Genomic DNA, 15,623 nt, shown 5'->3' with positions numbered 1-15,623 from the left:
AGGACTCAACGGTAGCTTCCTTAGGGGTGTGAGCTGAGCTGACGTAGTGAGGATGAGCTGACTCTGGCTAATGCCAAAGAAAAGATTAAAGTGCTCACCGCGATTAAGCATAGAGTGCCAATGACTTCAATAGTGGTATAGCGGTAGTCAAGCATGGATGGTACGGGAATTTCGCCGTGTGCGAGGAGACTGGCTTGGCTGGATACTCGCTGAAGCAGTAGCGCAGCCACCGCAACCCCTAAAAAGGTCTCAAATGACAGAATCCCAAGATTTGACTGCGAGAAGCGCCACCCATGCAAGCGACGGATAAAATCACGCCGCCCTCGTCGAGCCATATAAATCATCGCGACAGTAAAAGCGCTGCTAACAAGCGCGATGGAAACAATTATGGCATTAATCCACTGGATGTGATACTCGCTGCGCACGGAGGCGAGGTCCTGATCGGAGCGATCTACTGTCGAAGTGATGGAAGTAAATAATTGTCCGAAAGGACCATCAAGCATTTTTTCTGCAGCTTCTCGCGTCGTGAACTGAATCTCTCCTCGACTGAGAGCGCTGGCGACATTGTAGGGGGACATCAGTGAGAGGGGCTGGCGAGCCACCATCAATATTTGATGTGTGCGATCTCCGCGCGGTATGCCAGTCATGGCCGTAATCGGGGCAAAAAAGCAGCTGTCCGTGGATGAGATCCTACGAATCTTCCAGCCTCCCAGCTGGCCCCCAAGCGACTGAAGCACCTGTTTTTTTAGCTCGTTATCACTGATGGTGATGCTCGGTGGTGTGACAACAAAAACTTCTTTTTCCTCGGGCGTCTCGGAGTGGCCCAATCGGTGGTAGAGAGCGGCGTCCATTAGGAGGGCTCTGGGCTGACTCTGGTCAGCGAGAACCGATAGATAGGTGACAGTTCGCAGGTCACCGTCTCGCTGGACTTCTTGGAGACGTCGTCTCAGCCATCCCGCCCGGTCGTCATGAGGCACGTCAGCCATGGCAAGTGCATAAGTTGCGCCATATCGCAGCGACTCTGCGCGGGCAGAGGTCAGCGTCGATATCGTTAAAGCACCTGCACTCAAGCCATGCACCACCGCGAGCATGAGCACGATAGTGGGAATCCGGATTAAATACACAATGAGGTGGCCGGTGCGGAAAGGGAGCCTTCCTTTAATGGATGCTATCGTGTCCATGGATTGAATGGCGCGAAGCGTTAATAATCCAACAATGAATCCAGCAGTCAAGGGGAGGCAAGCTATCAAAACTGAAAAAACATAGAATTCACCAAAAAAGGCAAGTTTATTGTACGGATAGAGCGAGAGAATTGAAAGACCTCCGGCGACTAAAATGGTGACGCCAGCAGTGCGACTGAGGACTCGTGCCAGGGAAATTGCTTGCTGAACAGGGCCATGCCCATGCAGCTGTTGAATAGCCAACCCTTTGGCTTGATGTATCACGCCTGCGACGATCAGTGCCACCACCAGCAATGTGGTGATGGCAAATGCGTAAAATTTCGCCCCCGAGAGAAAAAATTCAATGGCATGAGGGAGACTGAACTCGTCTTGATAATGCGAGCTATAGCCTTGAGAAGCGACAAACTTCTCCACGGGGACTCGTGCGCGGTCCTCAAATATCAGCAGGGGGCTTGAAGGGGCAAGCCTGGTATCAGCAGAGAACTGCTGAGTACTCAAGTGCGCATCTGGATTGAACTGGGCATGGCCAGTGACCCATTTTTGCCCAGGCCCTTGTGGGCCTGAACCCCCTATCATATACAGAATTTCTGCACTTTGAGCGCCTGATGGGTCGGGCGCTATGACTGCGACATCAATGTGTTCAGTCGATGCTAACTGTTGGAGGCTAGAAAAGTATTCACGTGGCGAGACTCTCGACTTCGCACCGTATGGCATGATCCTACCCGTGGCCCCCATCTCGCTCTGCTCGGAAAGAGTCTTAAAACAGAAAAACGAGAACAGGAAACCAAATGCTATCGCGAGCACAACTGCAGATCTCAAGGTTCGGCTAAGACGCATTTTATTCCTTATGTTTCGATTTAAGGCGTTATTCACGAATAATTTGCCTCTTGTGGAAAATCATAAAACTTGTACGTCCCAGGCCCTTCAGGCGGGTTGGTCGTTCTATGTCTAATCGTTCGTGAATAACAACCTTAGAAGCCTGGGCTAGTGCCAGGTAGCCATAGCCCAGGCTTGAGAGACTCAGTTTCGCTGATCAGCAGAAGCGGTAATACTCCGCAACACTGTCCCACCAGTTGGCGCCTGTGGAGGCGTATGAGCGAACATTTGCGCCCACGCAACCCGAGTCGAATTTTTGGCCATTCTTTATGACTGAGCTTCCATGAGACTTGCTCGGGTGCCAATAGTTTGACCAGACATCCTTATAGTTGTGTCCATAGTCCCAGAGTCCGCCGTCAACTTGGGCATCGGCGTAGGCGGCCGTCGCTCCTGTGGCGCTGAGTATGGTGAGTGCGAGTGCGGTTGCTGCCAAAGATTTACGCATGATCCCTCCGCTGATTCGCTGTAGATGTCGCTCGAATTTTGGCGACTTCAATATGTTCGAACCTTGCCTGAGGTGAGTCAAGAGACTTGACCCAAGCTTGACTGCTTGCTGACCTCGTCCGAAATATGTTGTCCTGCGACCTCGCTCGCCCCCTGCATACCCCTTGGGGGTATCGTGGGGACGTCGTACGGCGACCCGCCACTCTGGTGTGCCGCCACCCGGCCCCACCCCGGCCCCACCCCGGACCGGCCCCACAGCCCGCGGGAAGGCACCACCCATGACCGAGGTTGCACCACAGCGTCACACCACCGAACTCCTCATCGGTGGAATGACCTGCTCCTCCTGCTCAGCGCGCGTCGAACGCAAACTCAACAAAATTGACGGCGTCCAGGCCACGGTCAACCTCGCCACCGAAAAAGCCCACATCGACCACGGCGATGACATCGACATCGACCGGTTGATCAGCACCGTCGAAGCCGCCGGATATCACGCCACTCTCATTGATCCGCGCCCCGCCGTACTAGCCAGCGATCAACCCACGGACGCGACCACCAGAGACGATCACGCGGACACGGCCGCTGACCTGCGTCGACGCCTCGTCGTCTCCGCGACGCTGAGCATCCCCGTCCTGCTGGTGTCGATGATCCCGCCAGCCCAATTCGACTATTGGCAGTGGCTCTGTCTGGTCCTCGCCAGCCCGGTCGCGCTCTGGGGTGCATGGCCTTTCCACCGCGCGGCCTGGGTCAATCTGCGCCACGGCGGAGCCACCATGGACACCCTCGTCAGTGTCGGAGTCCTCGCCTCCTGGACCTGGTCGCTGTGGGCGTTGTTCTTCAGCAGCGCCGGAGACCCCACCATGCGGATGGCGTTCGAGCTGATGCCTCGGCACGCCGACGGGACAGAACATCTCTACTTCGAGACTGCTGCGATGGTGACCGTCCTCATCCTCCTCGGGCGCACCCTCGAAGCCCAAGCCCGCCGCCGCTCTGGCGACGCCCTCCGTGCCCTCCTCGACCTCGGGGCGAAAGAAGTCACCGTCGTCCGTGACGGTGCCCAGATCCGCATCCCCGTGGAATCGCTCGCTGTCGGTGACGAATTCATCGTCCGGCCAGGTGAAAAGATCGCCACCGACGGGGTGGTCCTGACGGGCAGCTCAGCCGTCGACACCTCCCTGCTCACCGGGGAACCCGTCCCCGTCGACGTCACCACTGGTGACCCCGTCACTGGCGCCTGCCTCAACACCGACGGTCTCCTGCACGTCCGCGCCACTCGCGTCGGTGCTGACACCCGCCTCGCTCAGATCACCCGGCTTGTCGAAGAAGCTCAAACTGGCAAAGCGCAGGTGCAACGCCTCGCCGACCGGATCGCGGCGATCTTCGTCCCCACGGTCATCCTCCTCTCAATGGCGACCCTGGCTGGGTGGCTCCTGCTTGGCCAGAGCACCACCGCCGCTTTCACTGCCGCGGTTGCGGTCCTCGTCATCGCCTGCCCTTGCGCCCTCGGCCTGGCCACCCCCACCGCCTTGATGGTCGGCACCGGCCGCGGCGCCCAACTTGGCATCCTCATCAAAGGACCCCAGATCCTTGAATCCACCCGGCGTGTCGACACGGTCGTCCTCGATAAGACCGGGACGGTCACCAGCGGGGTGATGAGCGTGCGCGATGTCATCGCTGCACCAGGTGAAGACCCTCAGCACATCCTGCGACTCGCCGCTGCCGTTGAACACGGATCAGCCCACCCCATCGCTGCGGCGATCACCGCCCATGGCCGGGACACCCTCGGGGACCTCCCCACCGTCACCGACTTCACCAGCCACACCGGACTGGGCGTCACCGGCACTGTCGACGCAGTGGTGGTCACCGTGGGGCGCCACGACCCGGCAGAAGCCGCCCCCGCTGAACTCCTCGCCGCCGCTGACGCCGCCCGAGGCGACGGAGCAACCGTGGTGTGGGTCGGTACGGCGGGCACTCCCCGCGGCATCATCGTCGTCACCGATACCGTCAGAGCCACCAGCGCCCAAGCCATCGCGAAATGTACGGCGATGGGCCTCACCCCGATCCTGCTCACCGGGGACAACGAACGTGCCGCCCTCGCCATCGCCCGGGACATCGGCATCGACGGTGACCACGTCATCGCTGACGTCATGCCGCACGACAAAGTTGCTCATGTCGCTCGCCTGCAGAAGGAAGGCCGGGTGGTCGCCATGGTTGGTGACGGTGTCAATGACGCCGCCGCTCTAGCTCAAGCCGATCTTGGTTTGGCCATGGGCACCGGCAGCGACGTCGCCATCGAAGCCGGTGATCTGACCCTCGTGCGGGGTGACCTGCTCTCCGCAGTCGACGCGATCCGGCTGTCCCGGCGTACCTTGGCCACCATCAAAGGCAACCTGTTTTGGGCGTTCGCCTACAACGGCGCTGCGATCCCCCTCGCCGTGGTCGGTCTGCTCAACCCCATCATCGCCAGCGGGGCGATGGCCTTCAGTTCGGTCTTTGTCGTGACGAATAGTTTGCGGTTGCGGTCCTTCCAGCCCTACCGCTAACCCGCTCCGACCACTGGACTTGGGTGTCAGGGCCTTGGTGTGTTCTCTTGAACATCGTGTCCGACACTCGTAGTTCAGCGCCGTCACCCACCTCGGCCGCACCGAGCACCACCCGAATGCCCAGATCAGGTCTGAGCGGTGGACAGTCGATTCTGGTCAGCTCGTTGCTTTTTGGGTTGTTCTTCGGCGCCGGCAACCTCATTTTCCCGGTGGAGCTCGGGCGCGCCGCCGGCCGTGACGTCACTATCGCCACCCTCGGATTCCTGCTGACCGCTGTCGGGCTCCCCATCGTTGGTGTCATCGCCTCGGCCGTCTCCCACACGTCCAGTGTCCTGGAGATCGCCTCCCGCGTCGGCCGCCGATTCGGGGTGTTCTTCACCTGTGCGCTTTACCTCACCATCGGCCCGCTCTTTGCGATCCCCCGTACGGCGACGGTGTCTTATGAGGTCGGGGTGCGGCCGCTGCTGCCAGATAGCATGGCCACGGTCGCCCTCGCCGTGTTCTCGGTGATCTTCCTTGGCCTCACCGCCCTGTTCGCGATGCGCCCAGGCAAGCTCATCGACTGGATCGGTAAATACCTCAACCCCGCTTTCCTCATTTCGTTGAGTGCGGTGCTGATCTTCGCAGTGATCACCCCGATGACTGACGGCCCACTCGCGGCGCCGACCGGCGCCTACGCCACATCGCCGCTCGTCGCAGGGCTCCTCGATGGGTACGGCACGATGGACGCCTTGGGGTCTCTTGCCTTCGCGGTCCTCGTCATCGACAGCATCCACCGACTCGGTGTCCGTGACATCAAAGGAGTGGCAGTCCAGACCGGCAAGGCCGGAGTGATCGCTGGGATCGCCATGTCGGTGCTCTACGGCCTGTTGGCTTTTGTGGGCGCGACCAGCCTCACCGTCGCTGCCGGTGCCGCTAACGGCGGGGCGATCCTCGCCGCGGTGAGCCGACACTATTTCGGTCCCGGTGGACAGCTCCTCATGGCCGCAATCGTCTTTTTTGCCTGCTTGAAGACCGCCATTGGTCTCACCACCGCCTGCGCGGAAATGTTTGCGCAGGTCTTCCCGGACCGGATGCCCTATGACCGGTGGGTGCAGATCTTCGCGGCTATCTCACTGGGCGTGGCCAATATCGGACTCGCCGCGATCGTGAAGGTGTCCGTGCCGGTGTTGATGTTCCTCTACCCCATCGCCATCGCGTTGATCCTGCTGGCCCTCGCGACGCGCTGGTTGCAGCACCGACCAGAGGTCTACCGCTGGACCATCGGCTTCGTGTGCGTTGCTGCGGTCTTCGATGCGCTCCGGGCACTGCCAGCGTCGATCTCCGGGTCCAGCACCGTCACCACCCTGCTCGACATGGTGGCGACAGTGCTGCCCGGTCTGCAATCAGGTTTCGGATGGATGCTGCCTGCCGTGATCGGGGCCACCATCGGGGTGGTGCTGTCTCAGCGCCGCCTCGGCCGCGTCGACACCGCAGCCTGACGGGGGGTCAGCCCTGGTAGGCCTTCGGCTGCGGGGAGGCGCTGCCCGTCCCGGCGCCATCACGCGGACCTTCGCCGTGGGGTCCTTCAGGGCGTGGGCCACCTTCACCTGGACCGGCCTCGCCGGGCGCAGGACGCCCCTTGCCCTGGCCGTGACCACCCTTGCCGTGCCCGCCACGAGTCTTCTCCGTGACAGTTTTCAGGTCAGCGCTGACTCGGAAATGGGTGTGTTTGTCGCCTTTCGTGGCCAGGACGTCGTACGAACCGTCGGCGCGTTTGAAGACTTTGTCGGTGCTGGCTGCAGCATCCTTGGCTTTGACCGCGTCCCCCACTTTAGTGGCCTCGTCACCAGTCACTGGGGTACGCCGGTGCTTCTCTCCGCCGCCATGACACTGGGTGTCGGACTGCTGCGTGGTGCCTTTGCTGTCAGCGCTGGTGGTGGTATCGGCGTTGGCAGCGGCAGCTCCGCCGATGATCGCGATACCCGCAGCGACCCCGGCCACAGTGGTGATCACTCGTCTACGGATGGTCATGGATACTCCTCGGTGCAGATGGATCTGACATACCTCCGGGCGGACGTCTCCCGAAGCTGTCCACCACGATGAACAGTGCTGCTGTTGTGCACCCCTCAGGACGTTAGGTGTCGGCTGTGAGGCGCGCTTCGCGCAGTTCACTTCTCTGGCCGAGGCTGCAGGGTGACGGCGACATCGCGGACTTGATCGCCGTGGTGCACGGTCACCGTGATGCGTTGGGTGGGATTCGCCGCCCGGATCCGCCCGACCAGGCTGGTGGCACTGTCCACGGGAACCCCGTCCACTGCAGTGACCACATCACCCTTGACGAGACCGACACCTGCGGCTGGACTGTTGGCCGCCACCGAAGCGACCCCGGCGCCACTGACCGCCGCCGACCCCGCCCGGACCGTCGCATCCGTCGCAGCAATTCCCAAATATCCCGGAGTGGCTCGGCCATGTTCAATGAGCTGACCGGCGATGTTTTCGACCTCATGGACCGGGATTGCAAAACCGATGCCGATGTTGCCGCTCTGGCTGCTGGTGGAAGCTGACCTGCCGAGACTGGCAATCGCCGAGTTCACTCCTACTAAGCGGCCGGCAGAGTCGACGAGCGCGCCGCCGCTGTTGCCAGGGTTGATCGCGGCGTTGGTCTGAATAGCGTCCGTGACTACCGGCGGGCCACCTGCAGACTCATCGGACGAATCGTCGCTCATCAGCGGCGAATTCGATGGGTCAGGCACCTGTGAGGTGGTGACCGGCCTGTTCAAAGCGCTGACAATGCCGGTGGTGACTGTCCCGGAGAGTCCCAGCGGATTCCCCAACGCCATCACTGGCTGTCCGACGTGCAACGCTGCGGAATCACCGTGGTCGATGGGCACCAGTGTCTTCGGCGGAGCATCCAACCGGATCACCGCCAGATCCGTGGCCGGATCCACCCCCACCACTGACGCACTGTAGGTGTCTTGAGCGCCAACTCGCACTTCAATCTGTGGGTGCGCTCCCGCCATTGACACGACGTGATTATTGGTGACGATGTCGCCACGAGAATCCCAGATGACCCCGGACCCTTGGTCGCCTCCCTGGTTGCCTTTGACGGCGATCGCTACCACGCTCGGCGACACCTTCCCTGCCACTGCAGACCAGGTAGTGTCACCGACTCGAGGTGCTGGGGCAGCAGCGACTGACGCCTGCGCCGTTTCTGGTGCCGACACGGCTTTCCCGATGCCATATCCCACTCCGCCGATGGCTAGCATCCCCGCGACGGCCAACGCGGCCAGCGTGACCCGGCGTCGAGGTGGAGGCGTCTGTGCGGCACCTGACGAAGCGGGTGCCGTCGACGGAGTCGATGCACCCGGGGAAGCAGCTGATCGAGCTGCTGACGGATCAGTCGGCTGAGCCGTCGATGGCGGTGTGCTCGGCGGTGCGATCGGGGTGGTCGACGCTGACGCGACCGGGGTTGTCGTCAGGTCAGATGTGCTGCTGTTAGTGTGCGCTGCGTCCATGATCGTCGTCCTCACTCAGTGATGTCCGTCGTCGGAGCTCTCCGGTGTCGGCACGGGCCCGCCGTACGAGGAGCTTTCTTCCACGGTGGGCGCACCGACCAAGAACTCGCTGAGAACGCCCGGGAACTCTCCGCCAGACCTCAGCTAGGCCTGCGTCACCCCTCCGCGATCAGATCCGACGAAGGAGGCGCGGTGCGTCGTACACCAGGGAAGATCCAGCGGATTGGCCGAGCGCAGCCCCACGGCATCCGTCACAGTGGAGCGCGACGTGCCGTGAGCATCCGAATCCGGTTGACTCTGCTGACCGTCATCGCCGTGGTCATCCCCTTGACGATCGGAATGGCGCTGGCGACTGTGCTGCTGCATCGATCTCTGGTCGGATCGCTGCGGGAACGCACCGAAGTCCGGGCCGCGGAAGTCTCTGACGTCCTCACCAATCACGGTGTCGGCGGGGTCCAAGACCGGCTTCACCTGCTCGCCGACGAAGGCCGACGAGTGCAAATCATCGATCCGGCTGGGGCGGTGGTGTTCTCTTCGGCAGGTGCAGGAGCCAATACGCCGCTGTCTCCGCTGCGACCTTCACCTGGACAAGTCGAGATCAGCGGGGTCGAAGGCTGGCCTCTTGACGTCGACGATTCACCACCGGTGGTCGTCGCCCGAGGCAGCACCCACGGGTTGTCGCCGTACATCGTCCTCGTCGCTGCCGGTCGGCACGTCCAGGACGATGCCGCCCTTCGGGTCGCGCGCGCCGCCGTCGTCGTCGTCCCCACTCTGCTGGTCGGTGTCGCCGTCGTCACCTGGGTCTTGATCGGTCGCACGCTACGTCCAGTCGAAGCGATCCGTCGTACGGCGCAAGCCATCACGGCCAGCAACCTGGCAGCCCGCGTCCCCGAGCCAGTGCAGACCGACGAAATCGCGGCGCTGGCACACACCATGAATTCGATGCTCGACCGACTGCAAGCAGGTCACGAGGCTCAACGTCGCTTCGTGGCAGACGCCAGCCACGAACTGCGCTCACCGTTGGCGAGCCTACGGACGGCCGTGCAACTCGCCGCCGACCCGGCGATGAGCACCGACTTGCCCGAAGTCCTCGCCGTGATGGACACCGAATCCGCCCGGCTACAAAGACTCGTCGATGATCTGCTTACCCTTTCCAAAGCAGACGATGCCGGTGTGGTCCCGGTGCGATTCCGCGACGTCGACCTCGACGATGTCGTGGCCGGTGAGGTACGACGGCTTTCGGTCACCGGCACCGTGACGGTGCGTTCCACTCTTCGGCCGGTGCGGATCCGCGGAGACGAACTGCACATGTCACGGGTGGTGCGCAATCTGCTGGACAACGCGGTGCGCGCGGCGACATCGACAGTGACGGTGACGCTGACACATGTCGGGACCACCGCCCAGATCATCATCGACGACGACGGCGCTGGCGTGCCACCTGACCAGCGGCAACGGATCTTTGAACGGTTTGTGCGGTTGGATGCTGACCGGTCACGTCACACCGGTGGATCCGGTCTGGGATTGTCCATCGTCACCGAGATCGTGCGTGCCCACGGCGGGTCGGTGCGAGTCGAAGACGCTCCGGGAGGTGGCGCCCGATTCGTGGTGGAGGTCCCCGCCGAACCAGAACCACCCACCGACGACGACCAGGACTAGCGACGCGCCCACCACCGACGCTCAGGACGCCGTCAGCCGATAACCGACTCCCCGGACCGTCTGGATCGATGACTTCGCAAAGGGGACATCAATCTTCCTGCGGAGATAACCGATATAGACCTCGACGACGTTTAACTCCCCGTCAAACGCTGGATCCCACACCCCAGCAAGGATCTGCGGCTTGGTCACCACCTGCTCAACATGACGCATCAAATACTCCAACAACGCATATTCGCGGGCCGTCAACTCGATCGGGACACCCCCGCGTGCCACCCGATGCTCCGCCGGATCGAGCGTCAGATCACCAACCGTCAACACCGGCGGACGCTCCGGAGCTCCCCGACGCAGCAATGCACGCAACCGCGCCGTAAGAACAACCAGGTCAAAAGGCTTCGTCAGATAGTCATCAGCACCCAAATCCAACGCGTCCACCTGGTCATAGGGGCCGTCTTTCGCGGTCAACATCATCACCGGAGTCCACACCTGCCGAGCCCGCATCCCCGCAAGCACGTCATATCCGTTGCGGCGGGGCACCATGATGTCCAGGATCACGACGTCGTAATCAGGGTCGCAGGCCTCATCCAACCCAGTGACACCATCCCCGACTGCAGTGACCGCAAACCCTTCTTTGGTCAAGGCGGCACGCAGCATTGTCACTAATGATTCGTCGTCTTCGACGAGGAGCAGTCGCATCCGATATCCCCTGTTCCTCCGACGGTCGGGCTGCGCTCGCAGCGCTGGGCTTGAGTCTGCCAGCGTGGTGTGGCGGTGGGTACGCCGGGGCTGGTTCTTACCGGTCGTACGTCCGGTTACCGGGGGTGAGGTACGCCGGTCGCCGACTGGCCACCTGATTGAGAAAGAAACCTTCGCTGTTCGGCCCTTGTCGGTGTCCTCAACCGGCTAGGAAAGGTTCTGGGGGAAATTGATGTCGCCGGGCTACCGGTCCGTGACGCGTCCCCGCCTGTCCCCTTCACGCAAAGGACACGACGTGAGTACTCACCGCATGAGGTATGGCAGTGCCGCTCTCTTCGCCGTGGGGCTTGCCGCTGCCGGGATGACCCCGGTGCAGGCCGAACCCACGCCTACCCCCGTCGCGCCACCTACGGCTCCGGCGCCGAGCGAAGGTGGTGGTGTCGCTAAGGACGCCCCGCAAGCAGAGAAGATGAGTAGCCACAGTCAGGAACTGCTCATTGAGGCTCGTTCGACGGGGAAAGCCCGGGTCACCGTGATGACCCTCACCGAAAAAGGCAAAGCTGGCGCGGTCGCTGATCAATTGCGCTCTATGGGCGCCAGCGTCGGTTATGTCCAGGATCGACTCGGCTATGTACGCGCGTCAGTCGCCACGAAGGATGCGCTGAAGGTCGCGAAGATCGCCCAGGTGCAACGGGTCGATTTGGACGAAATGTTGGCTTCTCCCAAACCGGTCGCTGACCCGCCAGGGCCTGGCACCGGTGGTTCCGGCCCGTGGACTGGCCCGGATGCCAGGACTCCTGCGGAAAACCCCTATTTGCCGACCGCGGAGACCGGCGCGGTGGCCTTTAAGAAGGCCCATCCAGAGTGGGATGGTCGCGGCACCACGATCGGCATCTTGGATTCCGGTGTGGATCTGGATCATCCGGCGCTTCAGGAGACCTCCACCGGACAGCTGAAGGTGTCCAACTGGATCACAGTGACCGACCCCTTGTTGGAGTCGGATGGCACGTGGCGGCCGATGATCATGCACGTCAAGGGCCCAGAGGCGTCGTACGCCGGGGCGACGTGGAAGTTGCCGGATCGTCCGGAAGCTGACTTCGCGATGAACGTTTTCAAGGAGTCGTCGGCGATCCGTAGCGACGAAATTAAGGGCGATATCGACCGGGACGGCAAAACCACAAGTGAGTGGGGCGTCCTGTACGACTACAAGTCCGGCGACGTGTGGGTTGATGTCAACGGTAATCATGATTTCACCGACGAAAAGCTGATGCGTCCCTATAAGGAGCGTCAGGACGTCAACCATTTCGGCAAGGACGACCCATCGACGTCGGTGCGGGAGACCATGCCGTTCGTCACAGAATTCCGCAAGGATGTTGACCTGTCACCGGCTGGCCTGGATGGCCGAAAGGCTGATTTTGTCAACATTGGGCTGGTGGCGAGTGCGCATGGCACTCATGTCGCGGGGATCGCTGCTGGGCACAAACTCTTTGATGGGCTAGATGGCGCGGCGCCGGGAGCAAAGGTCGTTTCGGCGAAGGCGTGTGTGTTCTCTGGTGGCTGTACGGCGGTGGCGTTGACTGAGGGCATGATCGAGTTGGTGGCAAACCAGCACGTGGATGTCGTCAACATGTCTATCGGTGGGTTGCCGGCGCTCAATGATGGCAATACGACGCGCACTGCGTTGTATAACCGGATCATCGACGAGTACGGCGTTCAGCTGTTTATTTCGGCGGGTAATGAGGGTCCGGGGACGAACACGGTCGGGGATCCCTCGGTGGCGACTGATGTGGTGAGTGTCGCTGCTGGTGCGTCGAAGAATACCTGGTTGGCGAATTATGGCGCGAAGGTGTCGGCGGACTTCTGGGCGCAGAACTATTCGAGCCGTGGGCCGCGTGAGGATGGCGGTTTCAAGCCAAATATCATTGCGCCGGGGTCGGCGATTAGTTCGGTGCCGATGTTCTTGGGTCCGCAGGATATGCCGGATGTCAGTTACAAACTGCCCACTGGGTATGCCATGTTCAATGGCACGTCGATGGCGTCGCCGCAGGCGACGGGTGCGGCGACGTTGCTGTTGTCCGCGGCTCGGCAGAGTGACGTGGCGGTCACGCCGAAGGCGTTGCGGGCGTCGATTTACAGCACCACCAATGTGATCAAGGGCCTAGACGTGGCGTCTCAGGGGAGCGGCTTGATCCAGGTGGACCGGGCGTGGGAGGTGTTGAAGAAGGCCCCGAAGGTGGAGAACGCCTACGAGATTAAGGCGCCGGTGTGTACTCCGTTGTCGGGGCTGCTCGCGGAGAAAGACAAGGGCGAGGGTTTGTATAACCGGTGTGCTGCCGAGAGTGGTGGCCAGCGTGCGGGGGAGGCCAAGACGTACGACGTGACGATCACGCGTACTGCAGGTCCTGTCGAGCAGGTTACGCACAAACTGACCATGGTCGGGGACGATGGCACGTTTAACGTCCCGAAGACGGTGGATCTGCCGGTGGGTACGCCGGTCACGGTGAAGGTGAGTGCGATGCCTCGTTCTGAGGGTGCGCATTCGGCGTTGTTGACGATTGATTCTCCGGCGACGGCGTGGGTTGATTCGCAGATGATGGCCGACGTGGTGGTGGCGCATCAGTTGCAGTCGACACCGTTCCAGGCGAAGACTTCTGGCTCGGTGGAGCGGGCTCGCACGCAGAGTTTCTTTGTGACGGTGCCGCCGGGCACGAAGGCGTTGCAGATGAATCTGTCGGGCATCGCCAATGGTTCAGTGACCCGCTTCATGGCGATCAACCCGTATGGTCTGCCGGTCGACAAGGCTGTGCCGAAGGGGTCGTGTTACACCAACAACTCAGACCCGACGTTGTGCAACCCGACGTCGCGGGCGTATATCGACCCGATGCCTGGCATCTGGGAGTTCCAGGTGGAGGCGAGTCGGCGGACCCCGACCACGGCGAACCCGTACACGTTGACCGCTGCGGTGCAGGGCGTGACTGTGGATCCTGCGGTGCAGAAAGTGGAGTCCGCGGTGGCGGGCAAACCGGCTCCGGTGTCGTGGAAGGTGACTAATACCTCAGGTCCGGTGCAGGTGTCCGGTGAGGGTGGCCCGTTGGGGTCGGCGTTCACTGCTCGCCCCACCATCAAGAAGGGGGAGCGGCAGAGTTTCAAGGTCGTCGTCCCCGCTGGGGTCACCCGGTTGGAAGCAAAGATCGGCAACCCTGAGGAGAAAACCGCTGATCTGGATCTGTTCTTGAAAGATCCCTCGGGACGGGAGCTCGCCAAGAGTGCCGCTGGCGGTTCTGACGAGATCGTGGCTGTCGATGCGCCCGCGCCCGGCACCTACACCGTTGAGGTGGAGGGTTATGCGGTCGCTAATGACGCTGGTACGACGTTCGACTATCTGGATGTGTTCTTCGGAGATGCGTTGGGCTCGTTGAAGGTGAACGGTCTGCCGAAGACCCTGAAAACGGGAGAGAGCACCCAGATCACCGGGACGGTGATCGCCAAAGCCGATGCTGGTGAGGGTCGGCGGCTGTTTGGTGAGATGCGGGTCGTCTCAGCGGCGAAAGCCCAGCTGGGCTCGGGCCAGGTGGTGATCGAGAAGGTCACCAAGCCCTGACGTCGCGTCATTCCTGGTTCCTGACTCGAGCGGGGTCCGTCAGTGGTGACGGGCCCCGCTCGGGCGGTGTGAGCCACTCAGGTGGGGGTCACGTGGATGATGGCGGTGACGACGAAGGGTTCGCCTTGTTGGCCGGTGGTGGCGGTGGTGGGGTCGCGGTAGCCGTCGACGGTGAGGGTGCTTCCGTCGGGGAGGTCGGGGTCCGCGTCGAGCAGGTGCAGCGCTCGGCCTTCAGCGGGGACCAGCAGGCGGCTGGCGGGTTCGATGCCGCGTAGGAGCACTCCGGTGACTCGTTCGGTCCGTCGGGTGCGCTGGTGGGGTACGACGAGTTCTGGTTCTGGGCAGGGCAGGTACGCGGTGCCGGGGGTGTCATCGGAGGTCATCGGGCTGCCTTCCGGGGAGATTGCTCTCAGGGTAGGGCGGTGGCGCCGTAGGGTGCCAGGCATGGCTGTGACGGATCCTGCTGCTGCCTCCGCGTTGTCACGTCGCACGTTGGTGGTGGAGTCGTTGTTGGTGCTCGGGGTGAGTTTGGGTGCCTCGGCAGTGTGGTCGGTGTTGTCGATCATCCGTCGGCTGACAGCGGCTACCGCGTTGTCGGGGCAGACGTCGTCGTTGAATACGTCGGTCACCCCGGATCGGCCGTGGCTGGATTTGGCGTATCAGGTGACTCGGATCGTGGTGGCGCTGGTGCCAGTGGCGCTGGCAGTGCACCTCCTCGCCCGGGATGGGGTGTCGACCAGGCGGCTGGGGCTGGACCGTCGTCGGCCGTGGCCTGACCTGGCAATGGGGGCAGGTTTAGCCGCCCTGGTGGGCATCCCTGGGCTGGGGTTGTATGTGGTGGCGCGGGCTATCGGGGTGAACACGACAGTCGCGGCGGCGGGCCTGGCGCCGGTGTGGTGGGCGGTTCCGGTGCTGGTGTTGGCGGCGATGCAGAACGCCGTCCTGGAGGAGACGATCATGGTCGGCTACCTGGGCACGCGGTGGCGGCAGGCTGGCTGGTCATGGTGGTGGGTGATCGGGGTGTCTGCGGTGATCCGCGGCGCTTATCACCTGTATCAGGGCTTCGGGGGATTTGTGGGAAACATCGTGATGGGGGTGCTTTTCGGTGCGGTGTATGCCCGGAAAGGGCGGGTGA

The 15,623-nt window shown here is 62.2% G+C and carries 11 protein-coding genes; 5 read left to right on the top strand and 6 right to left on the bottom strand.

Features of this window, described 5'->3' with window-relative positions; all coding sequences use genetic code 11:
• Window positions 1-20: 20 nt before the first annotated feature.
• Complete coding sequence (locus KEM60_RS14405) at window positions 21-1,595, bottom strand: hypothetical protein (protein ID WP_219108450.1); 1,575 nt, start codon at window positions 1,593-1,595, stop codon at window positions 21-23.
• A gap of 619 nt (window positions 1,596-2,214) precedes the next feature.
• Window positions 2,215-2,502: a lactococcin 972 family bacteriocin gene (locus KEM60_RS17035; RefSeq protein ID WP_219108448.1), complete on the bottom strand. Its 288-nt coding sequence runs from the start codon at window positions 2,500-2,502 to the stop codon at window positions 2,215-2,217.
• Between the two features lie 277 nt (window positions 2,503-2,779).
• Here KEM60_RS17035 and KEM60_RS14395 point away from each other — a divergent pair, with 277 nt between their 5' ends.
• On the top strand, window positions 2,780-5,041 hold the full coding sequence (locus KEM60_RS14395; protein WP_219108446.1) for a cation-translocating P-type ATPase: 2,262 nt from the start codon (window positions 2,780-2,782) through the stop codon (window positions 5,039-5,041).
• 56 nt (window positions 5,042-5,097) lie between these two features.
• On the top strand, window positions 5,098-6,522 hold the full coding sequence (gene brnQ / locus KEM60_RS14390) for a branched-chain amino acid transport system II carrier protein (protein ID WP_255574698.1): 1,425 nt from the start codon (window positions 5,098-5,100) through the stop codon (window positions 6,520-6,522).
• Window positions 6,523-6,529: 7 nt separating this feature from the next.
• On the opposite strand, the gene KEM60_RS14385 is transcribed toward brnQ, so the two are convergent.
• Both KEM60_RS14385 and KEM60_RS14380 read right to left on the bottom strand, forming a co-directional pair.
• Window positions 6,530-7,054: a hypothetical protein gene (locus KEM60_RS14385; RefSeq protein WP_219108444.1), complete on the bottom strand. Its 525-nt coding sequence runs from the start codon at window positions 7,052-7,054 to the stop codon at window positions 6,530-6,532.
• A gap of 137 nt (window positions 7,055-7,191) precedes the next feature.
• Complete coding sequence (locus KEM60_RS14380) at window positions 7,192-8,538, bottom strand: S1C family serine protease (protein ID WP_219108443.1); 1,347 nt, start codon at window positions 8,536-8,538, stop codon at window positions 7,192-7,194.
• A gap of 21 nt (window positions 8,539-8,559) precedes the next feature.
• Here KEM60_RS14380 and KEM60_RS14375 point away from each other — a divergent pair, with 21 nt between their 5' ends.
• Entirely contained in the window at window positions 8,560-10,194 is a 1,635-nt protein-coding gene (locus KEM60_RS14375) for a cell wall metabolism sensor histidine kinase WalK (RefSeq protein ID WP_219108442.1), read from the top strand.
• A 21-nt stretch (window positions 10,195-10,215) separates the two neighbouring features.
• Here KEM60_RS14375 and KEM60_RS14370 read toward each other — a convergent pair whose 3' ends face one another.
• Window positions 10,216-10,887 carry a response regulator transcription factor gene (locus KEM60_RS14370; protein ID WP_219108441.1) on the bottom strand — a complete coding sequence of 224 codons (672 nt, stop codon included), beginning with the start codon at window positions 10,885-10,887 and terminating at the stop codon, window positions 10,216-10,218.
• Window positions 10,888-11,182: 295 nt separating this feature from the next.
• Here KEM60_RS14370 and KEM60_RS14365 point away from each other — a divergent pair, with 295 nt between their 5' ends.
• Entirely contained in the window at window positions 11,183-14,488 is a 3,306-nt protein-coding gene (locus KEM60_RS14365; protein WP_219108439.1) for a S8 family serine peptidase, read from the top strand.
• Window positions 14,489-14,565: 77 nt separating this feature from the next.
• Here KEM60_RS14365 and KEM60_RS14360 read toward each other — a convergent pair whose 3' ends face one another.
• Window positions 14,566-14,934, bottom strand: a complete 369-nt coding sequence (locus KEM60_RS14360; protein ID WP_219108437.1) for a hypothetical protein — start codon at window positions 14,932-14,934, stop codon at window positions 14,566-14,568.
• Between KEM60_RS14360 and KEM60_RS14355 the strand changes: the two genes are divergently transcribed.
• Window positions 14,933-15,623: CPBP family intramembrane glutamic endopeptidase (locus KEM60_RS14355; protein ID WP_219108436.1), on the top strand; the 691-nt coding region annotated here is incomplete at its 3' end. The two genes, KEM60_RS14360 and KEM60_RS14355, sit on opposite strands and share 2 nt — an antisense overlap.

It is taken from the genome of Austwickia sp. TVS 96-490-7B (assembly GCF_019331795.1).
Lineage (GTDB): Bacteria > Actinomycetota > Actinomycetes > Actinomycetales > Dermatophilaceae > Austwickia.
This window is presented reverse-complemented; position numbering and strand designations above follow the sequence as displayed.

Coding starts and splice junctions, on each gene's coding strand:
- KEM60_RS17035 (WP_219108448.1), bottom strand. CDS start 2,502: ATGCGTAAATCTTTGGCAGCAACCGCACTCGCACTCACCATACTCAGC.
- KEM60_RS14395 (WP_219108446.1), top strand. CDS start 2,780: ATGACCGAGGTTGCACCACAGCGTCACACCACCGAACTCCTCATCGGT.
- KEM60_RS14385 (WP_219108444.1), bottom strand. CDS start 7,054: ATGACCATCCGTAGACGAGTGATCACCACTGTGGCCGGGGTCGCTGCG.
- KEM60_RS14380 (WP_219108443.1), bottom strand. CDS start 8,538: ATGGACGCAGCGCACACTAACAGCAGCACATCTGACCTGACGACAACC.
- KEM60_RS14375 (WP_219108442.1), top strand. CDS start 8,560: ATGTCCGTCGTCGGAGCTCTCCGGTGTCGGCACGGGCCCGCCGTACGA.
- KEM60_RS14370 (WP_219108441.1), bottom strand. CDS start 10,887: ATGCGACTGCTCCTCGTCGAAGACGACGAATCATTAGTGACAATGCTG.
- KEM60_RS14360 (WP_219108437.1), bottom strand. CDS start 14,934: ATGCCTGGCACCCTACGGCGCCACCGCCCTACCCTGAGAGCAATCTCC.